An 18,267-nucleotide genomic window follows, 5' to 3' on the forward strand; every position below is an offset into this window, starting at 1 on the left:
GTTGATCGCCGCCGCCTGGGCCAGGCTGGCAGGCGACTAGCCCCAATGAAACCACTCCAGCCAGCGCTAAATGCCGCAGCTTTGGCAGCACTAGTCTTTGAAGATCTCGTGCGACAGGTCTTGCAAAATCGGCAGGTTGTCGTCGACGTTGATGCTAGGGGTGCGAAGGTGTTTGGATAGGGGTCCCTTAATCTCTCCGCTGGGAATTTCGTTGCTATCCCGAACGTGACGTTCCCAAACATCACTGCTGTTCGGGAGTGTGGTAGCGAACCCCACGAAATCGAGCCCGTGAATCATGTCGCCTTTATATGCGTAGTGATCATATTCAGTGCCGTGCTGCTGTTCCCAACCGTCCGGGGGGTACGAGCCCGATAGCGAGTGCACATGGTCGTAGTGCGCGTTGGCGGCCCCGTCGCGATACTTCGATGCAACCTCCGAAGCGCTCACCACCGAGTTCCCCGCACTGTACCCAATCACGTTATTGTCGGCACCGCGGCTCACATCTTCAAGCGCGAGCGCATCCTGGAACTCCGATAGATTCGCGCCCAACTGCTGCAGGTGCTCCTGGTTTCTGTTGGAGCGCCCACCAAACCAGCCGATCCACGCCCCGTCGCCTTCGAAGCGGCCGTCGTAGAAGTTGAATGCCACTGTGTTCTTGCCGCGTCGTTCACCCTCATCCACGAGGTAGCCAGGCATGCCTGAATAGTCGCGCACGGTATCGAGCTTCGCGCCAGTACCGGAAACAAATGTGACGGCCTCAGCCGCGGGCTTGTTGAAGTCACCCTTGGCTTCAATGATGCGATTGCTGTCGGGGTCGAAAAGCACCGCACCACCGTTTTCGCTGCTCTTCAGCGACATGAAATAGTCACGACGGTCTTGCAGTTTTCGGATAAGCTCGTCAAACAATTTACGCGTGGCGCCGTCATCGCTCCGCTCGCCTAGGTGCCACAGGCCCCCGCCAACTTTGTCGCCTTGCTCTTGAAGGCGTCGAATCTCGTCATCGAGCTCGCGAATCTCGCGGTCAATATTGAGATCATTTGCTTTGAATCGGTCTTGAAACGGCACGCCGTTCATCGCGCCAATCTCAACCGGATCTGCGGCAATGAGCGCCTGCTGTTGTTCGTCGCTGAGCGCGTCCCAGAAGGCACGCACCTCGCTGGGGCTGTCGGCATTCTTGAGCTGGTTCAGCAGTGGCGCCGTGTCAAATCCGTCAGCCGAGCTACCCGCCGAAGCTGCCTTCGAGCTCGCCGATGCTTCACCGTCGGCGATAGCAGTGAGCGCCGATGAGTACTTTCCGTCAATGTCGTTCGCCTTTTTGATGATGTCGCTGATACTCCGCTCGAGCCCAGCTCGTGCTCCTAACGCCCGCCGGTAGCTGGGTACAATCTCAAGTTCGAGGTCAGAGTAAGGCTCATCTCCTGACCAAAAGCGTTCTTCGTATTGCTTCCTGGCCTCGGTGTAGACCTGTGCCTGGAGTGACACCACACCATCGACGCTGATCTGCAGCCGCTCGGCATCAGCATAGGCTTGCGCCTGTTTGACGTCCCGCTGCACTTCGCCGACGCCCGTTGCCGCGACTCGAGTGGCCGAGAGCAGATCTGAAATGAGCGCCTCAATCTTGTCGGCATCCTGCTGCAGCATCTTGAGCTGGCCACGTGCGGCCGTGGCCGATTGGCCCTGGTTCTGCACCGCACCGGCCGCGCGGTAGAGTTCGTCGCCAGCGGCCTGCACTTCGCCTTCGTTACGGTGAAATGCGTCGTATGCGGTCTCCAGCGCGTCGGGGCTCCACCTGACGATATCGCTCCAGCCCACCATTAGTAGATCCCTCCCGATGGGTTGATGGCGCCCGCCATCGTGTCCATGCCAGCCGCGCCGCCGCAGTCGGTGCCGTTGAATTCGGTCTGTGTTTGCACTGCTGCGCTCGAAGCCTGCTGTAGCGCCTGGATGAGCTGGCGAATCCTCTTATCGATACCGCCGGTTGCCGTGGGAAGCGCCCCGCCTGCCGAACCGCCGGGCATTGCCGTGCTTGCCGCGCCCGATTCGGCGCTGACGTTTGTGCCCGCCACTTCACTTGCGGCGTGATCGCAGTTGTTGGCGAGGTTGTCGAAATCGCCGGCGATGATTGTCGTCGTCATGAGTGCTGTTTCCTTGCGCGGCCAGACGCGATGCGAGGTCGCGTCAATGAGTTCGGCCCGCGAGTGTAGCACTCGGTATGAACGTGCTGGAATAGTCGAAACTGGCGGTGCGGTTCGCGCCGGAAAACCAAAAACCCCCGCGTTCGGGGGTTGTTTTGGCCGGTAGCAGGAGCGGGGCTCGAACCCGCGACCTCACGATTATGAGTCGTGCGCTCTCACCAACTGAGCTACCCTGCCAGGTTCACAGTCACCGGTCGAGCAACTGAGAGAGCCCCGAGCCAGGATTGAACTGGCGACCCCTTCCTTACCATGGAAGTGCTCTACCACTGAGCTATCGGGGCGTGTGTGATGCGATTTCTCGCTTAGGCACCAGGAGAGCTTAACACACACTCCCCGGCCGCGCGCAAATCGCAACGTGTTGGATTATTTTGAGTTAGTTACCGAAGCGCTCGTCAACGAGCCGGTGGCTCTCTGCAACGGGTCGACGCTCGGCGCCAAGAGAAACGCTGCCGCTCGAAACTTCGTCGGGAACCTTCACATCGACACCGTTGACATTGAGCTTCTTCAAGAAGTAGATCGGGTCGACAGTTCCGCCCTCAATGAGAGTTTCGAGGTGCAGGTGCGGCCCCGTTGATGCGCCGGTGTTGCCAACCTTCGCAATTTGGTCACCAACCTGCACAACATCGCCGACCTTCACCGACACCGATCCCGGCTGAAGGTGCGCGTACTGCGAGGTCACCCGCACACCGTTGATGATGTGTTCCACTTCGACATAAACACCGTAGGTGGTTCCGCTTTCGCTGATGTAGCTGACGCGGCCATCCGCGATCGAACCGATCGGCGTGCCCTCACCGGGGGTGAAGTCGACGCCACCGTGCCAACTCGAGCTTCCATCGCCAAATGGTGACACCCGCGGGCCATAGCCGTCGGTGATTTGCACGCCCTCGGGGAACGGCCACTGCACATTGGCGGTGATGTTGTTGGTGAACGCCTGCGCGTCGGGCAGTTTGACACCGCCGGCGAGGTTCGCGGCGTGCGCCGTACCGATCGCGGTAACGGCGGTCACTTCTGAGTGACGATTCGAGGCAACCGAAACCGCCTCTTCCTTCGACACTTTCAGCTTCTGCGATTCGGGCTGGTCGGGAGTGACATCGCCAAGCTGGGGGGCTTCGTCATCGGTCGCGGCCATGGCACTGATCGCGGCGGCCGAACCGGTGCCGAGCGCCACGGTGCCGGCAATGAGCCCGAAGGCAACCATCGAACCGCCAACTCGGCTGGCGCGGCGGCCGCCGTCGCTGTGGCGCACACGACCAGATGATTTCAGGTTGCCGGATGCGAACGCGGCGGCAAACTCGATCTTGGGCTCATCGGTCGGGGCAACCGGGATGCCACCCGACTCAACATCATCGGCAACACGCTGCGGCGCATCGGCAATAACTTCGTCAGCCTCATCGGCGGGCGTGAATGCCGGCACTTCAGCAGCCGGGCGAATCGCTACGCTCGGGATGGGGTTGATGGCGACGCGCTGAATGTCGACCTGGTAGGCGCGAGCTGGCTTGGGGTGATCATCGCGGCTCGCGAACAGTTCGGGCGACTGTGCAACCACCTGCTGGGTGGCAATTTGCGCTTGCTCGGCAAGCTGGTTGAACTCAGCAAGTTCTGCGGCTCGCTCTGCCTCACGGCGCGCGCGTCGCGTGGCGAACTGTTGCGGAGCGGCAACCTCGGCAGCTGCCCGGCTGGCCGGTTCTGCAGCGACACTCGCTACCGAAGTTGCGTTGGCGAGAGCGGCTTCGGCTTCGGCTCGAGCCGCCTGCTCTGCAGCGATGCGCTCTTGTTCGGCACGACGAGCCCGTTCAGCGGCAATGCGCTCTCGTTCAATTCGGCGTGCCCGCTCAGCGGCAAGCCGTTCCCGCTCGGCACGAGCTGCCCGCTCGGCGGCGATGCGTTCTTCTTCAGCACGACGAGCCCGCTCGGCGGCGATGCGCTCTTCTTCAACTCGGCGAGCTTCTTCGGCGGCGATGCGTGCTCGCTCGGCACGACGCGTCCGCTCGGCGGCGAGCTGCGTCTGCTCAGCGGCAATCCGCTCCTGCTCGGCACGTCGCTCCTGCTCGCGAAGTTCGCGGCGGGTGAGCGGGCGCTGAGCGCTGGCGTCTTCCGACATTCACATCTCCTCAAAGAATCGAACAAAATCGAGTGTAACGAAGAGATCACAAATTAGCTAGAAAAAGTTACAGATTGGTAAAACTCCCAGATCAGAGCAGATGTGCCGGTAGTGAATCCAGCAGCAAATCGTGCAGCTGAGGCATGATCCGAGGATGGCCAGCAACCAGCATACCCCTACTTTCACGAACATCGCGTGACACACCCACAACCTCGGCACCCGCCTCACGCGCGATGAGGGCACCGGCGGCCCAGTCCCACAGCTTCAACCCAAACTCGTAGTACACATCCAACTGCCCGGCAGCAACCGCACACAGGTCGAGCGATGCGGCGCCATTACGTCGCATGTCCCGCACCCGGTCGGCAAGGGCCAACCACACCTGCGCCTGCAGCTTGCGCCGTTGCGCCCGATACGAGAACCCGGTGGCAACCAGTGTGCGCGCAATATCTTCCGGGCCGGCACCAATCTCGAGCGGTTTACCATTGCGAGTTGCGCCGCCGTCGCGCACCGCGGCATACATCTCGCCGAGTGCCGGCGCGAACACCGCACCAGCAAGAGCGGTAAAGCTGGCCGGATCTGCAGCCGGGTCGCCCTCGACCGCGGCAATTGAAACGGCGTAGTGCGGCAAACCGTACAGATAGTTCACCGTGCCATCAATCGGGTCAACCACCCAGGTCACGCCTGAACGCGACCGGGTCGGGTCGCTTTCTTCACCATAGAAGCCGTCATCAGGGCGCAGCTCGCGGATGCGCTCACGCAGCAATTGCTCACACTCACGGTCGGCAGCGGTCACCACATCCACCGTGCTCGTTTTGGTGTCGGCGATAGCAACTCCCCGCTGCCGACGCTCGAGAATCATTTCGCCAGCTTCGCGCGCGAGCTGGGTGGCCAAGTGCAGCAGTTGTTCGTCGCTCATACCGGTGACGCTAGCAGCGTCACATGTCGAGCGAATCTGGTGTAAGCTTTCGGGGTGCGCTTTGCAGCGCGCTGCTTTCGGCGAGATACCCAAGCGGCCAAAGGGAGCTGACTGTAAATCAGCCTGCATTGCATTCGGGGGTTCGAATCCCTCTCTCGCCACCAGTTGTAAGGCCCCGGTCATGGCATAGTCGCAGGCCGGGGCTTTTGCTTCACGTGGAGCAGCCGACGCCTGGCGCGATGCCCAAATTGAGCGCATTGTCTACTGCACGGCACGCATTAACGGTGCAACCAACCCTGATGGGCAACGCGACCAAGACGTCTATTTGAAAGCGCCAGTTTCCTCGAAGGCAGTCGACAAAATCGAGTATGGAAACTATGTTTCGCGCGTCAAGCAGGCACCTCTGGCAGTGCTGGACGGTAATGGAAGTGGGTCGGAAATCGTGACATCAAACTGGCCAGTCATGATTCAAGACTCGGCGGGCGCCCCCGTCCCGGATGCGAAATTCATCGTTTCGTATCAGCATGATGAAGAGAAAGGTAGCGACGTAAACGTTGCTAGCCACATGCTGATTGATGCTCTGACCAGCGCTGTTGATGCGGTAGTTGTGCTATCAAACGACTCAGATCTGAAGTTGCCAGTTCAGCACGTACGAAGCTTGATGCCAGTTGGCCTCTTGTATCCGAGTGTCAGTGTTGCGGGGCACTTGCTTTGCCTCGGGCTGATCGCTCTGGTCAGAGTTGGGCACGCAAGGTGCGTAGAGAATCGGTTGAACAGAATCAACTCCCAGCAACGATCGGCAACCTGTCAAAGCCCCGAGGATGGTAGCCGTGCTGACACGCCAACCCCAGACCCAAACTTGCTTGAGTGCGTCAGCAATGTACGATGTAGTTACTACTCACCCGGTTCCTTGTGGGCCGGGTTTTTCTTTGCTGTGGAGGCTCAGCACGCGCTCACCCATTGCAAACGCATTCGGGAACCCTTCGGGTCGACGGCAACGTGGCCTGATACACCGGCACCGCCACCGCTAGCCCCTCGGGAATATTGTGGATCGCAATCGCTACGGCCACCGCCACGCCGATCTCGGGGTTCTGTATCGCCGCAATGAATGTTGCGAACCCCTCCGGAAAGTTGTGCACCGCGAGCGCTACCGCTGTGAGCATCCCCGTGCGCATCAGCGCCCGCTGCCGCGCCCGATCGTCAACTGTGCCCGGCTCATGCGGGTTAATCTCTTCGGGAACCAGCCGGTCGATTAGCGCAATTACCGCGATCCCACCGAAGAACGAAAGCAGCAGCAGCCACTCACCGGGCGTATCCCCAAACTCTGCGATGAGCGATTCGCGCCCCTTCGGCAAGATCTCCACCAGCGAGACATAGATCATCACGCCGGCAGAAAAACCGAGCCCAACCGACATCAGCCGCCGCGAGTCGCCGCGACCAAGCACCCCAATCACCCCACCGATCGAGGTGGCGAGCCCGGCCAGCGCAGTCAACACCAGCGGCACCCAAATATCTGTCATCTCCACCTTCCCGCTTGCGCGCGTGGCACTAACAGTAGTCGGGCAGCCACCCCAACGCATCGGCATGCGCCACCACCGTTGTTCACACCCGCGGTCAACCGTTGTCGCCTACGCTTATCACCATGGCTGATTCTTCATTTGATGTGGTGAGCAAGGTCGATCCGATGGAGATCGACAACGCGGTCAACCAGGCCGCTAAGGAAATTTCGCAGCGCTACGATTTCCGCGACACCGGTGCCTCGGTGGAATTCGCAAACGACCGATTCATGCTGAAGGCAGTGAGTGAAGATCGGGTGCTCGCAGTGCTCGATGTGCTGCAATCAAAGCTCATCAAGCGTGGTATTTCGCTCAAGTCGATCGAAACCGGCGATCCGTATGTTTCGGGGAAAGAAACCCGCCTCGAAATCGCGCTGAAACAGGGCATCGACCAGGCCAATGCCAAGAAGATCTCGAAGCTCATTCGCGATGAGGCACCCAAGTCGGTGAAGTCGCAGATTCAGGGCGATGAGCTGCGGGTCAGTTCGAAAAGCCGCGACGATTTGCAGGCGACAATTCAACTGCTCAAAGCAGCTGACCTGGACGTCGACCTGCAGTTCGTTAACTTCCGCTAGTCGAGGAAATGCTCGGGATCTTCGGTGAGGGCTGGCTGTACATTGCCGCCGCCGCGATACACGTCATCATCGTTGTTGTCGCCGCGTTCACGCTCGGCCACAACCGCCGCCCCACCACCGCCGTCGCTTGGCTGCTGACCATCGGCCTCATCCCCTATATCGGGCTGCTGCTGTTCTGGATGTTCGGCTCAACCCGGTTACCCGAGCACCGTCGCCGCAAACAGGCGCAGTTCAACCGCTTGCTGCACGAGGCAACCGTGCAGCTCGAGCAGCGGGTGGGGCTCACCGAGCTTCCCACTCGCTTCCAGCATCTGTCACAGCTGGCACGTGAGCTGACGGCCATCCCGCACCTGCCGGGTAACCGCATCCGCATCACCACGAGCTATGACGCGACCATTCGCGAAATGGCCGACGAAATCGACACCGCACAGAACTACGTTCACCTGCTGTTCTATGCGCTGGCTGCCGATGAGGTGACCGAGCCGGTGTTTGTCGCCATTGAGCGGGCGCTGCAGCGCGGCGTGAAGGTGCGCGTCGCCTACGACCAGTTCGGTTCGATGCGCTATCGCGATTATCGACACATGAAGCGACGCCTGCAGGCTGCCGGATGCGATTGGCACCAGCTCTACTCAATTTGGCCGTGGCGTAACGGCTGGCAGCGCATCGACCTGCGCAATCACCGCAAACTGCTCGTGGTTGACGGCCGGGTGGCGTGGATGGGGTCGCAGAACATTATCGAACGCGGCTACCACCACAAACCAGGCCGTGACGGTCAGCGGCTGCTGTGGAAAGACCTGATGTTGCGGGTTGAGGGGCCGATGGCAGTGGGTATCGACGCGGTGTTCCGCAACGACTGGTTCGACGAGACCGGTTACATCCCCCGCGACGGTGGCGACCCAAGCGCCGCCCAGTTTGAGGCTGAGCTCGCTGAGGCACAGCGGGTCGCGGTCGATTCGGTGCCCACCTACGACTGCCAGCTCGTTCCGTCTGGGCCCGGTTACGAACACGAAAACAATCTGCGGTTGTTTGTGCAGCTGCTCTACCAGGCCCGTGAGCGGGTGGTGATTTCGTCACCGTATTTCGCGCCCGACGACTCGATGCTCTACGCCCTCACCACCGCTGCGCAGCGCGGTATCGAAGTGGTGCTGTTTGTTTCTGAGCGCGGCAACCACTTCTTCACCCAGCACGCCCAGCAGTCATACTACGAGGCACTGCTGCGCTCGGGAGTGCAGATCTGGCTGTATGAGCAGCCGTATGTGCTGCATTCGAAGTACCTCACCGTCGACGGCGAGGTGTCGATGGTGGGGTCGTCGAATATGGACATGCGTTCGTTCACGCTCAACGCCGAACTCATGCTGATTGTCTACGGCCGGCAGTTCGCCGCCGAGCTATCGGCAGTTGAGCGCGAATACTTCGCCAAATCACGCCAGCTCACCCTCGACGAGTGGCTCACCCGCGGTCGGTTGCGGGTGGCAGTTGATGATCTGTGCCGCCTAACCTCGGTGGTGCAATAAGTCGCGCCCCGCAGCGGGAGCTCGACCCACTATTCGCCGCGAGAAATCCGCGTCATCTCGTCGCGGTCGACCACCTTGATGCGTTCACGTCCGGCAGCTTCACCGAGCTGACGTTCGTGTGCATCCAGGCGGTGCCAGCCGTCGAGGTCGGTCACCGGCACACTGCGTTCGGCAAGCAGTTTCACGATCGAGTCGATATCGGTATCGGTCGGCTGCCACCAGTGCTCGGGGTTACCGAGCAGGTTGGCGATCGTTTCTTTCGCATCCGATTTGGTGTGGCCGATCAGCCCCACTGGGCCGCGCTTGATCCAACCGGTGGCGTACAGCCCCGGCACTTTTTCACTGGCCGCGTCGATGACAACGCCACCCTCGTTGGGGATCACCCCGCGGGTTTCATCGAAGGGCACCTCGTCCAGTGGCGAACCAAAATAGCCCACCGCACGGTAGACCTGCCCCACCGGCACCTCGGTGAACTCACCCGAACCCACAACGCCGCCGTCACCGTTGGGGTTGTTGCGCTCTACGCGCAGCGCCCGCACGCGACCGTTCTCGTCGGTGAGCACCTCGCTGGGTTTGGCCCAAAAGTGCAGGTGTAGGCGGCGCGACGCCGTGCGCGGTTCGCTCGCCGCCTGACGCCATTGGCCAAAGATGCGGTTGATCACCAGGCGCTGCTTGTTTTTCAGCGACTCGGCGTCGGCCTCGGGGTCGCGGTCGAAATCGGCCTCGTCGATAATCACGTCAACGTCGGGCACCTCGCCAAGCTCACGCAATTCGAGCGGCGTGAACTTCACCTGCAACGGGCCGCGGCGGCCAAACACGTGCACATCGGTGACCTTGGATGCGCGCAGACCCGCTTCAACATTCGCGGGAATCTCGGTGGGCATAAGGTCGTCGGGGTGTTTGGCGAGCATCCGGGCCACGTCGAGCGCCACGTTGCCGTTACCGATAACGGCCACCGATTCGGCGTCAAGCGGCCATTCGCGCGGGTGGTCGGGGTGTCCGTCGTACCAGTGCACGAAATCGGCGGCGCCGAACGAACCCTCGGCGTCGATTCCGGGAATGTCGAGGTGGGCGTCGCGACTGGCGCCGGTGGCGAAGATCACCGCGTGGTAGCGGCTGCGCAGATCGTCGAGGGTGAGGTCGGTGCCGAAATCAACATTGCCGAAGATGCGGATGCGACCGGTGTCGAGCACCTCACGCAGCCCGTTCACCACACCCTTGATGCGCGGATGGTCGGGGGCGACACCATAGCGAACCAGGCCGTACGGTGCCGGGAGCCGGTCGAATAGGTCGATCGACACCTCGTGTGCCGCCTCGGCCTCTTTCAGCAAGATGTCGCTGGCGTAAATTCCAGCGGGGCCGGCACCAACTACAGCTACTCGAAGCGTTGCCACTGTCTTTCCCTTTCAGTGCGTGTTCAGTTCGTACGGGTTGCGGCCCGGATGCACCGGGCGCCGCCCTAAAAGTCTCGTTCTACCAGGCGCGTGGCGAATTCACGCAGTGCTTCTCGCACCACACCGCTCGGCAGCAGCTCGAGCGCATCAACCGCGCGGTGCACATACTCGTGTGCGGCATCAACCGTCTCGGCAGTGACTGGGTGGTCACGCAGTTCGGCGACGATCGCATCCACCTCGGCGGGGTCTGATTCGACGGCCTCGCAGCGCGAGAGTGTCGGGTCGGCACTACCGGGTGCGGTGCCCGCCACGCGGGTGCGGATGCGGTGCAGCAGGTCACTGGCCTCAGCATCGCCCGCTTCGCTGCGCTTTTCGAGCAGTAGCACCGGCAGCGTTTCAACACCGGCACGCAGGTCGGTGCCGGCGAGTTTACCGGTCTTGGTGCTCTCTGGCGATAGGTCGATAACGTCATCGACCAGCTGGAAGGCAATGCCCACGCCCTCACCGAACCGGTGCATCGCGTCTTCATATTCGCGCGGCGCGCCCGAGATCATGACCCCCAGCCGGGCCGCCGCAGAGATCAGCGAGCCGGTCTTATCGGCGAGCACTTGCAGATAGTGTGCGATGCGGTCGTCACCCTCACGCGGCCCGATGGTTTCGCGCATCTGCCCGAGCACCAGGCGCTCAAACACTTCGGCCTGCAACTGAATGGCTTCGGTGCCAAGCGCCGAGAAAATCTGCGACGAGCGAGCAAACAGTAGGTCACCGGCGAGAATCGCGGTGGAGTTTGACCAGCGCAGATGCGCGGCGGTCACCCCGCGACGAAGGGTCGCCTCATCCATCACATCGTCGTGGTAGAGCGAAGCCAAGTGTGTGATTTCGATTGCCGCGGCGGCCCGATGGATCTCGGGCGTGGCTGATTCGGGCCCCAGCTGTGCCGTGAGTAGCAGCAGCATTGGCCGCAGTCGTTTGCCTCCCGCGTTGAGCAGATAGGTGGCGGTAACCTGCGCCACTTCGTCGGCAAAACGCACCTCTTCTTGCAAAACCTGTTCAACGCGCTCCAAGCCGGTTTCGAGCGTCGATTTGAGACGCCGCTCGGCGGGTTTTGCGAAAAGCTGCTTGGCAAACCCCGCCCCTACGGTGCTGTGTGCGGGACGACGCGCCGCTGAAGTGTGGCTCACTCGGTAGGCTCCTGGCTGCGGTTAGTGGGCTTCACGCCGCGGTGCAGTGCGGCAATTCCGTAGGCGAGATTGCGGTGGGCAACCTTCTGGTAGCCAGCTTCTCGCAACCAGCCTGCAAGCTCGCGCTGATTGGGCCACGCCTTGATTGAGTCGAAGAGATACTCGTAGGCTTCCGGGTCGCTCGAAACGACGCTAACCACGACGGGGCGAACCGTTGACATGTACCAGTCGTAGAGCTTCGCGAAGGCCGGGTTCGGGGGCGTTGAAAACTCGCAGATGACGATCTTGCCGCCGGGTTTGGTCACCCGATACATTTCGGCCAGCGCCCGCTTGGGTTCTTGCACATTGCGCAGCCCGAAACTCACCGTGGTGGTGTCGAAGGTGTTGTCGGGGAAGGGTAGCTGTGTGGCGTCGCCCTGCAAGAACTCGATCGTCGGGTGGCCGCCGTGGCGGCGACGCGCCTCGCCGATCATGCCGGCCGAGAAATCGAGTGCAACTACCGAGGCACCATGGTCGGCGAGGATGCGCGAGACGGTGCCGGTGCCGGCAGCGACGTCGAGGATGAGATCGCCCGGTTTGGGGTCGATTGCTTCGCGGGTGCGACGGCGCCAATAGGGGGTGACGCCGAGGCTCAGCACGTCGTTCGTGAGGTCGTATCGAGTCGAGACGCGGTCAAACATCGCCGAGACTTCGTCCGGCCGTTTCTCAAGATCGACGTGATTCATGCTGTCCATCCTACGTGTCCGCGTGCGTGGTCGCGCCGGTGGTGATCTCGGCCGGTTGCGAACCGCGTGCCGGATGACCGGGCTCGGCCGATACTCTGGAGGGTGATGGATGAGTTACCGCAGCTGCGCGTCGTGTCGCGGCCCATTGATTCGGCGGCCGAACTGCTGCAATTTGCGGATGCGCAGCACCCCCTGGTGATGGTGCGGCGCGGCGAGGGGGTGGTGGGCCGCGGTGTTGCCGTGCGGGCCGAGTTTTCGTCGACCGGCCAGATTGCACAGGCTCGACAGTGGTTTGCGAAGCTCACCGCAGCCGCGAGCGTTGATGATGCGGTGCAGCTGCCCGGCAGCGGCCTGGTGGCGTTCGGCTCGTTCAATTTTGATGACCGCGATGCAGCACCATCAGTTGTGGTGGTGCCCGAGATCATTGTTGGTCGGCGCGATGGTCGCACTTTTATTACGCAGATCAGCGCGGCGGCGGCGCCGATAGCCGCGAAGCTGCCACTAGCGCAGCCGCTCGGCCCCGATGCCAGCTGCGAACTCGTGGCACCTACTGGTGAGCGTGAGAGGCATCGGTCGGCGGTCGAACAGGCAATCACCCGCATCCGCCGCGGCCAGCTGCAGAAAGTGGTGGTTGCCCGCCAGGCGGTCGGCCGCATCCGCGCCGATGCCGACCTGCGGCACCCGCTCTACCGGTTCGAAGAGAGCTACAACGACACCTGGATTTACGCGGTTGCCGGAATGCTCGGCGCCAGCCCCGAGATGCTCGTGCGGGTGCTCGATGGTGAGGTGGCTGCGCGCGTGCTCGCCGGCACCGCACCGCGCGGCACCGATGCGGGTTCGGATGCGGCGGCCAGTGAGGCGCTGCGGGTATCGGCAAAAAACCGTGCCGAGCACCGCTTCGCGGTCGAATCGGCACTCGCCTCGCTCGACCGCCTCGACTCGCATGATGACCCCGCCGGCGGGCTCACCGCTTCTCCCGAACCGTTCCTTTTGCAACTGCCGAATGTGTGGCATCTGGCGAGCGATCTGCGGGGACGGATGCCCGCGGGGGCGAGCCCGCTCGACCTGGTTGAGGCGCTGCATCCAACCGCTGCTGTGGGCGGCACCCCCACTGCCGAGGCCATGAACACCATCCGTAAACTTGAGGGATGCGACCGTGGCCGCTACGCCGGCCCCACCGGTTGGGTGTCGGCAGCGGGTGATGGCGAGTGGGTGGTGGCGCTGCGCGGCGCGCAGTTTGCGACCGGGGGTGAAGTGGTGGCCTTCTCGGGCGGCGGCATCATGGCCGCCTCCCAGCCAGACGATGAGTGGCTCGAAACCGAGGTGAAGCTCGCCCCGATTCGCGCGGCGCTCGGGGGATGAAACCTCGATTCGTCCGACACTGGCTACGACTGTGCTAGCCGCTCGCGCTCGATCTGCTGATCGAAGCTCGCTTCGGGCCACTGCGGGTCGATTCGGCGCAGCTCGTTTTGCACGATGCTTTTCACCGCCAGCCGCGCATACCACTTCTTATTGGCCGGAATGACATACCAGGGCGCGACCGGCGTCGAAGTGCGTTCGAGCGCGATCTGGTAGGCCTCGGCATAGTCATCCCAGCGGGCGCGATCATCGATATCGCCGGGGTTGTACTTCCAGTGCTTGTCGGGGCGGTCGATTCGTTCGAGCAACCGCTTCGCCTGCTCATCGCGGTCGATGTGCAGCATGAACTTGAGCACCCGGGTGCCCGAGTCGACCAGTTCGCGCTCAAACTTCACGATTGCGCCGTAACGCCGATCGATCTCGTCGGCGGGCGCATACTGGTGCACCCGCTGCACCAGCACATCCTCGTAGTGTGAACGGTCAAACACTCCGATACGGCCGGGCTTCGGGAGCTGTTTGCGGATGCGCCAAAGAAAGTCGTGCTGCAGCTCTTCTTCGGTGGGGGCCTTAAACGAGGCGATCTGCAGCCCCTGCGGGTCAACCGACCCAAACACGTGCCGTACGATGCCGCCCTTACCGGCCGCGTCCATCCCCTGCAGCACCACGAGCAGGCTGGGAGCGTCGGCAAGACCGGCACGCGCACGCGCGTACATGCGCTCTTGCAGATCAGCCATTTCGGCGTCGCGAGCGCTGAACAGCTGCTGCCCTTCGAGCTTGGCATTGGTGCCAGTGAATCCCGGGGTCGAGTCGGGGTCGATATCGGCCAGGCAGAATCCGGCCCTCACCTCGAGCTGACCCAGCTGCGAAAGATCGACGGGAACATCCATGCCTTTTTTCTTACCCACCCCGCAATTCTAGGCAGTGCGGCACCGAGTCAGCCTGGAAGCGTGCAGAGTCGTTAGCGCGGAAGCGGCACGGCAATGATCTTGCGCATCGAACGCTGATCGGTCAGTGCCGCTTCAAGTTTGCCGCGGGTGTTAGCGAGTTCATACTCCCAACCGTAGGCCCTGGCAACCGCCTCGATATCGAAGCTCAGTGGCGTGAACTGCACCCGCTCATAGGCGGCTGCCTCGGCCGTATCCCGCACCTCGAGACTGTCGAACAGGCTGCCGCCGCCGTCAACCCCGACGATGATCTGCATCCGCGGTGCCGGTTCACCGCCCTGCCCCACCAGCAGCGACGCGGCATCGTAGGCAAAGGCGATATCGCCAATCAGCAACCGAGTGGTGCCGGTTGCGGCCCGCTCATCATCACCGAACTGGCTGGCTGTGGCCACACCGAGCGCGGTGGCAATCGTGCCGTCGATGCCGGCGAGCCCGCGGTTGGCGTGCACCCGGATGCGTTTACCCGCAACCTGCCCGTCGAGGTCACGAATCAGCCGCGATGCCGCCACCACGAGCCGGTCGTGGGGCCAGGTGACCCGCCACACCGCATCCGCCAGCAGCCGCCGGTGCACCGGTTCGCGAGACACGGCCAGCTCGGCGCGACCAAAGCGTGCCCGCTCACGCGAGTCGCTGCTGCGTGAGGCCGCAATATCTGGCGCTTCGGGGTCGGTATCGCGAGCGCGTTCGAGTTCGCGGGATGCGTGCAGCCAGCCCTGCAACCACTGGTCGGCTTCGGCTCGCAGCTCCATCGCCTCGCCACGGGAGAGTAGCTGCGTTGCCGCGAAGGCTGTCACTTTCACCCGGTCGAAATGTTCTTCTCCGCCGGGGCGCAGCGGTGGTGCGGCCGAATCTTCTACCACCAGCACGCGCACATTGGGGCGCTGCATGAGCGCCGTGGTTTCGCGGCTGAGAGTGGGGTGCCCGTACACGATCACCAGGTCGATGCTGTCGCGCAGCCCCGGAATGGGGCTGTTTGCGCCGAGCAGGTCACGATAGGCCACCACCAGGTTTCGGCCGTATCGCGCGCCGCTCGACACCTCGGCGATGAGCGGCCAGCCGCCCTTGCGGGCGGTGCGTTCGGGCTCTGCTCCGGCGCGGTCGCCGGCGATTACGATGGCGCGCGGATAGTCGGCCGGGTCAATTTCGAGGATGCGTTCGGGATCGGCCGCAGTTTGAGAGACAGTTACAGGCGGGCGGTTTTCGGAGCCGTGCGCCAGCTCACGGGTGATGGCTGCGGCCAGTTTGTCGCTGAGCCCGCGCGGCCCGGTGCCGAAATGGATGCGCCGGTCACCATGCTCGGGAAGATCGTGTTCGGCAGGCTCTGCAGCGCGGCGGAATCGATTGGGGGTCGACAGCTCGGGAACCGCACCCGAGAGCGGTTCGCGCATCGCCAGGTTGCAGTGCAGCGGGATGCGGGTGTGGGAGATCTGCTCGCCGAGGGTTCGCCAGGCGGCGAAGTTGTTGGCAGCGTCGGCCTCACTGGGCGCCGATAGCGACCGCGTGGGTAAAAGCGGCCCGAAAATACCGGGCTGGGTTGTTGTCTGGTTGGCACCGGTGCCCACCAGTTCGGCAGGCCGGTCGGCGGTGATGGCCACGAGCGGCACACCGGCGTGGTGCGCTTCGAGCATTGCGGGGTGCAGATTGGCAACCGCCGTACCCGAGGTGACGATCACCGGAACTGGCCGCTGTGATTCGCGGGCGAGCCCGAGTGCGAAAAACGCCGCCGCGCGTTCATCGAGACGCACATGCAGTCGTATCGTGCCGAGCTGTTCGAGTTTTGCGGCAACCAGTGCGAGGGCCTGCGAACGAGACCCCGGGCACACCACGACATCATGCACGCGTTCGGTGGCCGCGGTGAGCACGGCCACTGCCGCGGCCACGGCGGGTACTGTCATGAATGCTTGGCCTCGTCGCCCGCATCGTCGCTACCCTGTTCGTCGTCGGTGGGCTGCTGGTCGATAGTTGACGGATGGTTTTTCATGGTTTCGCGCCGGGCCTGGTCGATCTCGGCATCGAGCTGGCGCATCTGTTCTTCAAGTTCACGGATGCGCGCATCGTGTTCGGTTTCGCGTCGCAGCTGATCGAGGTAGGCGACATCTTCATCCGGCCCGATCGGCCGCGCTCGGGCTTCGGAAGACTGCTTACCCATGAACATCCACAGCAGCGCACCCACAACCGGTAGAAACAGGATGACAATCAGCCAGATTGGTTTCTGGAAAACTTTGGTGCGTCGTGCATCGGTCATGGCGCAGTCGACGACCGAGTACACCGTCAGCACGGCGACCACAACAGCGACCACAATAAGACCACGAATCATGCCGTCAGTCTACGAGTAGCCGCCTGGATGCATCCGTCACCCTTCGGTCGCGGCAGCGAACACCGTCGAGGCGGCCGCGTAGACTTGCCAGCATGACCGCGACTCGCGCTTGGATTATCTACACCATCACCCGGCTCGGCAGCTTTGTTGTGCCGTTTGTTGTGATCATGCTCATCCTGCCCGATTGGGAGTGGAACTGGGTCGTCGGTATCGTCGCGGGTGTCTTGGTGAGCGCGAGTATTTCGCAGATTTTCTTGGCGAAACCGCGTGCGGTGATGGCCGAGCAGTTGGCCGCCCGCCGAGCCAAAGACGGCGACCAGCGCACTGCCGCCGACGTTGAAGAGGATGCGCTACTCGACGAATACGAGGCGGCTCGAGACGAGCCGAACGAGACCGCTGAGAGCGCCGAGTCGATTGCGAGCGCTGAGTCGACTGAGGCGGAATCGACCGTGACTGCTGACCACCTCGACACGAGCGACGACGCTGAGCCGAGCGACCAGGCTCGCTAGTATGGCATCGGCGCAAACTGCATAAACGGCACCACGATGCCGATCGCCATCAAAATCGCCCAGGCCAGCGAGCCCAGCGAGGTGAGTTTAAGCGCCAACACCAGCTCTCGCGCGGTGCGGCCGGTGAGCCCAATGATGATCGCCGGAACGAGGATCAGCAGCGAAAACAGCGACAGATACACCCGCGGGTACAGCAGCCCGAACATCACGGTCGCGGCAAACGGCAGCACGGTCATCACCGCAAAGGTGATGCGCGCCGGAATATCGCCGATCAGCACTGCCAGCGTGCGTTTGCCCGCAACCGCATCCTGTTCAATATCGCGCACATTGTTGATCATCAGCACGGCACACGAGAACAGCCCCGCAGCCGCCGCCAAAATCCAGGTGTCTTCGGGCACGGTGAGAATCTGCACATAGGTGGTGCCCACAGTCGCCACAAGCCCGAAGAAAACGAACACGAACACTTCGCCAAGCCCGTAGTAACCGTAGGGACGCTTACCACCGGTGTAGAACCAGGCCGCCAGGATGCACACCGCACCCACCCCGAGCAGCCACCACTGCTGGGTGACGGCACACAGCGCGATACCCACCAGCCCGGCTGCCGCGAAGCAGCCAAACGCCACATTGCGCACCAGCTTGGGGGCAACGCGCCCCGAACCGGTCAGCCGCGGTGGCCCCTGCCGGTAGTCGTCAGTGCCCCGGATCCCGTCAGAGTAGTCGTTCGCGTAGTTCACGCCGATCTGCAGCAGCAGCGCCACCGCGAGCGCCGCGAGCGCCCGCACCCAGTGATACTCGCCGGGGGCAGCTGCCAGTGCCGCGGCCGTACCGAGCAGCACGGGCACGGCGGCCAGCGGGAGGGTTCGTAGCCGGGCGCCCTCGATCCAATCGCCGATGGTCACCGGCCCCTGATCGGCTGCCGTTTCGACGTGGCGTTTGCGCTGGGTGGGGTTGTGCTTGTTTTGCTGGCTGCGTTTACTCACG

At 62.7% G+C, this 18,267-nt stretch carries 16 protein-coding genes and 3 tRNA genes; 5 read left to right on the top strand and 14 right to left on the bottom strand.

Going from position 1 to position 18,267, the window contains the following annotated elements; genetic code table 11:
* Positions 1-90 precede the first annotated feature (90 nt).
* From RQ865_RS08485 to RQ865_RS08510, 6 genes are all read right to left on the bottom strand, one after another.
* A complete protein-coding gene (locus tag RQ865_RS08485) occupies positions 91-1,815 on the bottom strand; it encodes a hypothetical protein (protein WP_311478827.1) in 1,725 nt (574 codons plus the stop codon).
* Positions 1,815-2,135, bottom strand: coding sequence for a hypothetical protein (locus tag RQ865_RS08490; protein ID WP_311478829.1), 321 nt, complete (start codon positions 2,133-2,135; stop codon positions 1,815-1,817). The genes RQ865_RS08485 and RQ865_RS08490 overlap by 1 nt, the downstream gene beginning before the upstream one ends.
* Before the next feature lie 163 nt (positions 2,136-2,298).
* A tRNA-Met gene (locus tag RQ865_RS08495) sits at positions 2,299-2,372 on the bottom strand.
* A gap of 32 nt (positions 2,373-2,404) precedes the next feature.
* Positions 2,405-2,476 (bottom strand) — tRNA-Thr (locus tag RQ865_RS08500).
* Between the two features lie 92 nt (positions 2,477-2,568).
* The gene (locus RQ865_RS08505; RefSeq protein WP_311478832.1) at positions 2,569-4,296 is read right to left on the bottom strand and encodes a M23 family metallopeptidase; all 1,728 of its coding nucleotides are present in this window, start codon (positions 4,294-4,296) and stop codon (positions 2,569-2,571) included.
* Positions 4,297-4,387: 91 nt separating this feature from the next.
* Entirely contained in the window at positions 4,388-5,212 is an 825-nt protein-coding gene (locus RQ865_RS08510) for an inositol monophosphatase family protein (RefSeq protein ID WP_311478833.1), read from the bottom strand.
* Between the two features lie 79 nt (positions 5,213-5,291).
* Between RQ865_RS08510 and RQ865_RS08515 the strand changes: the two genes are divergently transcribed.
* Positions 5,292-5,376 (top strand) — tRNA-Tyr (locus tag RQ865_RS08515).
* A gap of 789 nt (positions 5,377-6,165) precedes the next feature.
* On the opposite strand, the gene RQ865_RS08520 is transcribed toward RQ865_RS08515, so the two are convergent.
* Positions 6,166-6,732 carry a ZIP family metal transporter gene (locus RQ865_RS08520; protein ID WP_311478835.1) on the bottom strand — a complete coding sequence of 189 codons (567 nt, stop codon included), beginning with the start codon at positions 6,730-6,732 and terminating at the stop codon, positions 6,166-6,168.
* A gap of 122 nt (positions 6,733-6,854) precedes the next feature.
* Here RQ865_RS08520 and RQ865_RS08525 point away from each other — a divergent pair, with 122 nt between their 5' ends.
* Both RQ865_RS08525 and cls read left to right on the top strand, forming a co-directional pair.
* Entirely contained in the window at positions 6,855-7,343 is a 489-nt protein-coding gene (locus tag RQ865_RS08525; protein WP_201518272.1) for a YajQ family cyclic di-GMP-binding protein, read from the top strand.
* Between the two features lie 8 nt (positions 7,344-7,351).
* Positions 7,352-8,857: a cardiolipin synthase gene (gene cls / locus RQ865_RS08530; protein ID WP_311478836.1), complete on the top strand. Its 1,506-nt coding sequence runs from the start codon at positions 7,352-7,354 to the stop codon at positions 8,855-8,857.
* 29 nt (positions 8,858-8,886) lie between these two features.
* On the opposite strand, the gene RQ865_RS08535 is transcribed toward cls, so the two are convergent.
* From RQ865_RS08535 to ubiE, 3 genes are all read right to left on the bottom strand, one after another.
* Complete coding sequence (locus RQ865_RS08535; RefSeq protein WP_311478838.1) at positions 8,887-10,251, bottom strand: FAD-dependent oxidoreductase; 1,365 nt, start codon at positions 10,249-10,251, stop codon at positions 8,887-8,889.
* Positions 10,252-10,316: 65 nt separating this feature from the next.
* Positions 10,317-11,432: a polyprenyl synthetase family protein gene (locus RQ865_RS08540; RefSeq protein ID WP_311478839.1), complete on the bottom strand. Its 1,116-nt coding sequence runs from the start codon at positions 11,430-11,432 to the stop codon at positions 10,317-10,319.
* A complete protein-coding gene (gene ubiE, locus RQ865_RS08545; protein WP_311478841.1) occupies positions 11,429-12,157 on the bottom strand; it encodes a bifunctional demethylmenaquinone methyltransferase/2-methoxy-6-polyprenyl-1,4-benzoquinol methylase UbiE in 729 nt (242 codons plus the stop codon). The genes RQ865_RS08540 and ubiE overlap by 4 nt, the downstream gene beginning before the upstream one ends.
* 105 nt (positions 12,158-12,262) lie before the next feature.
* Here ubiE and RQ865_RS08550 point away from each other — a divergent pair, with 105 nt between their 5' ends.
* Positions 12,263-13,519 carry a chorismate-binding protein gene (locus RQ865_RS08550; protein WP_311478842.1) on the top strand — a complete coding sequence of 419 codons (1,257 nt, stop codon included), beginning with the start codon at positions 12,263-12,265 and terminating at the stop codon, positions 13,517-13,519.
* Between the two features lie 23 nt (positions 13,520-13,542).
* Here the strand turns inward: RQ865_RS08550 and RQ865_RS08555 are convergent, their stop codons facing one another.
* The 3 genes from RQ865_RS08555 to RQ865_RS08565 all read right to left on the bottom strand — a co-directional run bounded on the left by RQ865_RS08555 (position 13,543) and on the right by RQ865_RS08565 (position 16,777).
* Positions 13,543-14,403 (bottom strand): polyphosphate kinase 2 family protein, encoded by an 861-nt coding sequence (locus RQ865_RS08555; RefSeq protein WP_311478860.1) that lies wholly within the window; start codon positions 14,401-14,403, stop codon positions 13,543-13,545.
* Between the two features lie 71 nt (positions 14,404-14,474).
* On the bottom strand, positions 14,475-16,355 hold the full coding sequence (menD, locus tag RQ865_RS08560; RefSeq protein WP_311478844.1) for a 2-succinyl-5-enolpyruvyl-6-hydroxy-3-cyclohexene-1-carboxylic-acid synthase: 1,881 nt from the start codon (positions 16,353-16,355) through the stop codon (positions 14,475-14,477).
* A complete protein-coding gene (locus tag RQ865_RS08565; protein ID WP_311478846.1) occupies positions 16,352-16,777 on the bottom strand; it encodes a PLD nuclease N-terminal domain-containing protein in 426 nt (141 codons plus the stop codon). The genes menD and RQ865_RS08565 overlap by 4 nt, the downstream gene beginning before the upstream one ends.
* 92 nt (positions 16,778-16,869) lie before the next feature.
* On the opposite strand from RQ865_RS08565, the gene RQ865_RS08570 reads away from it, so the two are divergent.
* Positions 16,870-17,286 (top strand): DUF4229 domain-containing protein, encoded by a 417-nt coding sequence (locus RQ865_RS08570; protein ID WP_311478848.1) that lies wholly within the window; start codon positions 16,870-16,872, stop codon positions 17,284-17,286.
* Here the strand turns inward: RQ865_RS08570 and RQ865_RS08575 are convergent.
* A complete protein-coding gene (locus RQ865_RS08575) occupies positions 17,283-18,266 on the bottom strand; it encodes a 1,4-dihydroxy-2-naphthoate polyprenyltransferase (protein ID WP_311478849.1) in 984 nt (327 codons plus the stop codon). The genes RQ865_RS08570 and RQ865_RS08575 overlap by 4 nt on opposite strands.
* Position 18,267: the final 1 nt, after the last annotated feature.

The sequence above is a fragment of the uncultured Gulosibacter sp. genome (genome assembly GCF_963509965.1).
GTDB lineage: Bacteria > Actinomycetota > Actinomycetes > Actinomycetales > Microbacteriaceae > Gulosibacter.

Excerpts from the sequence above, each read along its gene's own strand:
- RQ865_RS08490 (WP_311478829.1), bottom strand. The coding sequence starts at position 2,135 with ATGACGACGACAATCATCGCCGGCGATTTCGACAACCTCGCCAACAAC.
- RQ865_RS08525 (WP_201518272.1), top strand. The coding sequence starts at position 6,855 with ATGGCTGATTCTTCATTTGATGTGGTGAGCAAGGTCGATCCGATGGAG.
- RQ865_RS08555 (WP_311478860.1), bottom strand. The coding sequence starts at position 14,403 with ATGGATGTTCCCGTCGATCTTTCGCAGCTGGGTCAGCTCGAGGTGAGG.
- cls (WP_311478836.1), top strand. The coding sequence starts at position 7,352 with ATGCTCGGGATCTTCGGTGAGGGCTGGCTGTACATTGCCGCCGCCGCG.
- ubiE (WP_311478841.1), bottom strand. The coding sequence starts at position 12,157 with ATGAATCACGTCGATCTTGAGAAACGGCCGGACGAAGTCTCGGCGATG.
- menD (WP_311478844.1), bottom strand. The coding sequence starts at position 16,355 with ATGACAGTACCCGCCGTGGCCGCGGCAGTGGCCGTGCTCACCGCGGCC.
- RQ865_RS08570 (WP_311478848.1), top strand. The coding sequence starts at position 16,870 with ATGACCGCGACTCGCGCTTGGATTATCTACACCATCACCCGGCTCGGC.
- RQ865_RS08520 (WP_311478835.1), bottom strand. The coding sequence starts at position 6,732 with ATGACAGATATTTGGGTGCCGCTGGTGTTGACTGCGCTGGCCGGGCTC.
- RQ865_RS08485 (WP_311478827.1), bottom strand. The coding sequence starts at position 1,815 with ATGGTGGGCTGGAGCGATATCGTCAGGTGGAGCCCCGACGCGCTGGAG.
- RQ865_RS08565 (WP_311478846.1), bottom strand. The coding sequence starts at position 16,777 with ATGATTCGTGGTCTTATTGTGGTCGCTGTTGTGGTCGCCGTGCTGACG.
- RQ865_RS08550 (WP_311478842.1), top strand. The coding sequence starts at position 12,263 with ATGGATGAGTTACCGCAGCTGCGCGTCGTGTCGCGGCCCATTGATTCG.
- RQ865_RS08505 (WP_311478832.1), bottom strand. The coding sequence starts at position 4,296 with ATGTCGGAAGACGCCAGCGCTCAGCGCCCGCTCACCCGCCGCGAACTT.
- RQ865_RS08510 (WP_311478833.1), bottom strand. The coding sequence starts at position 5,212 with ATGAGCGACGAACAACTGCTGCACTTGGCCACCCAGCTCGCGCGCGAA.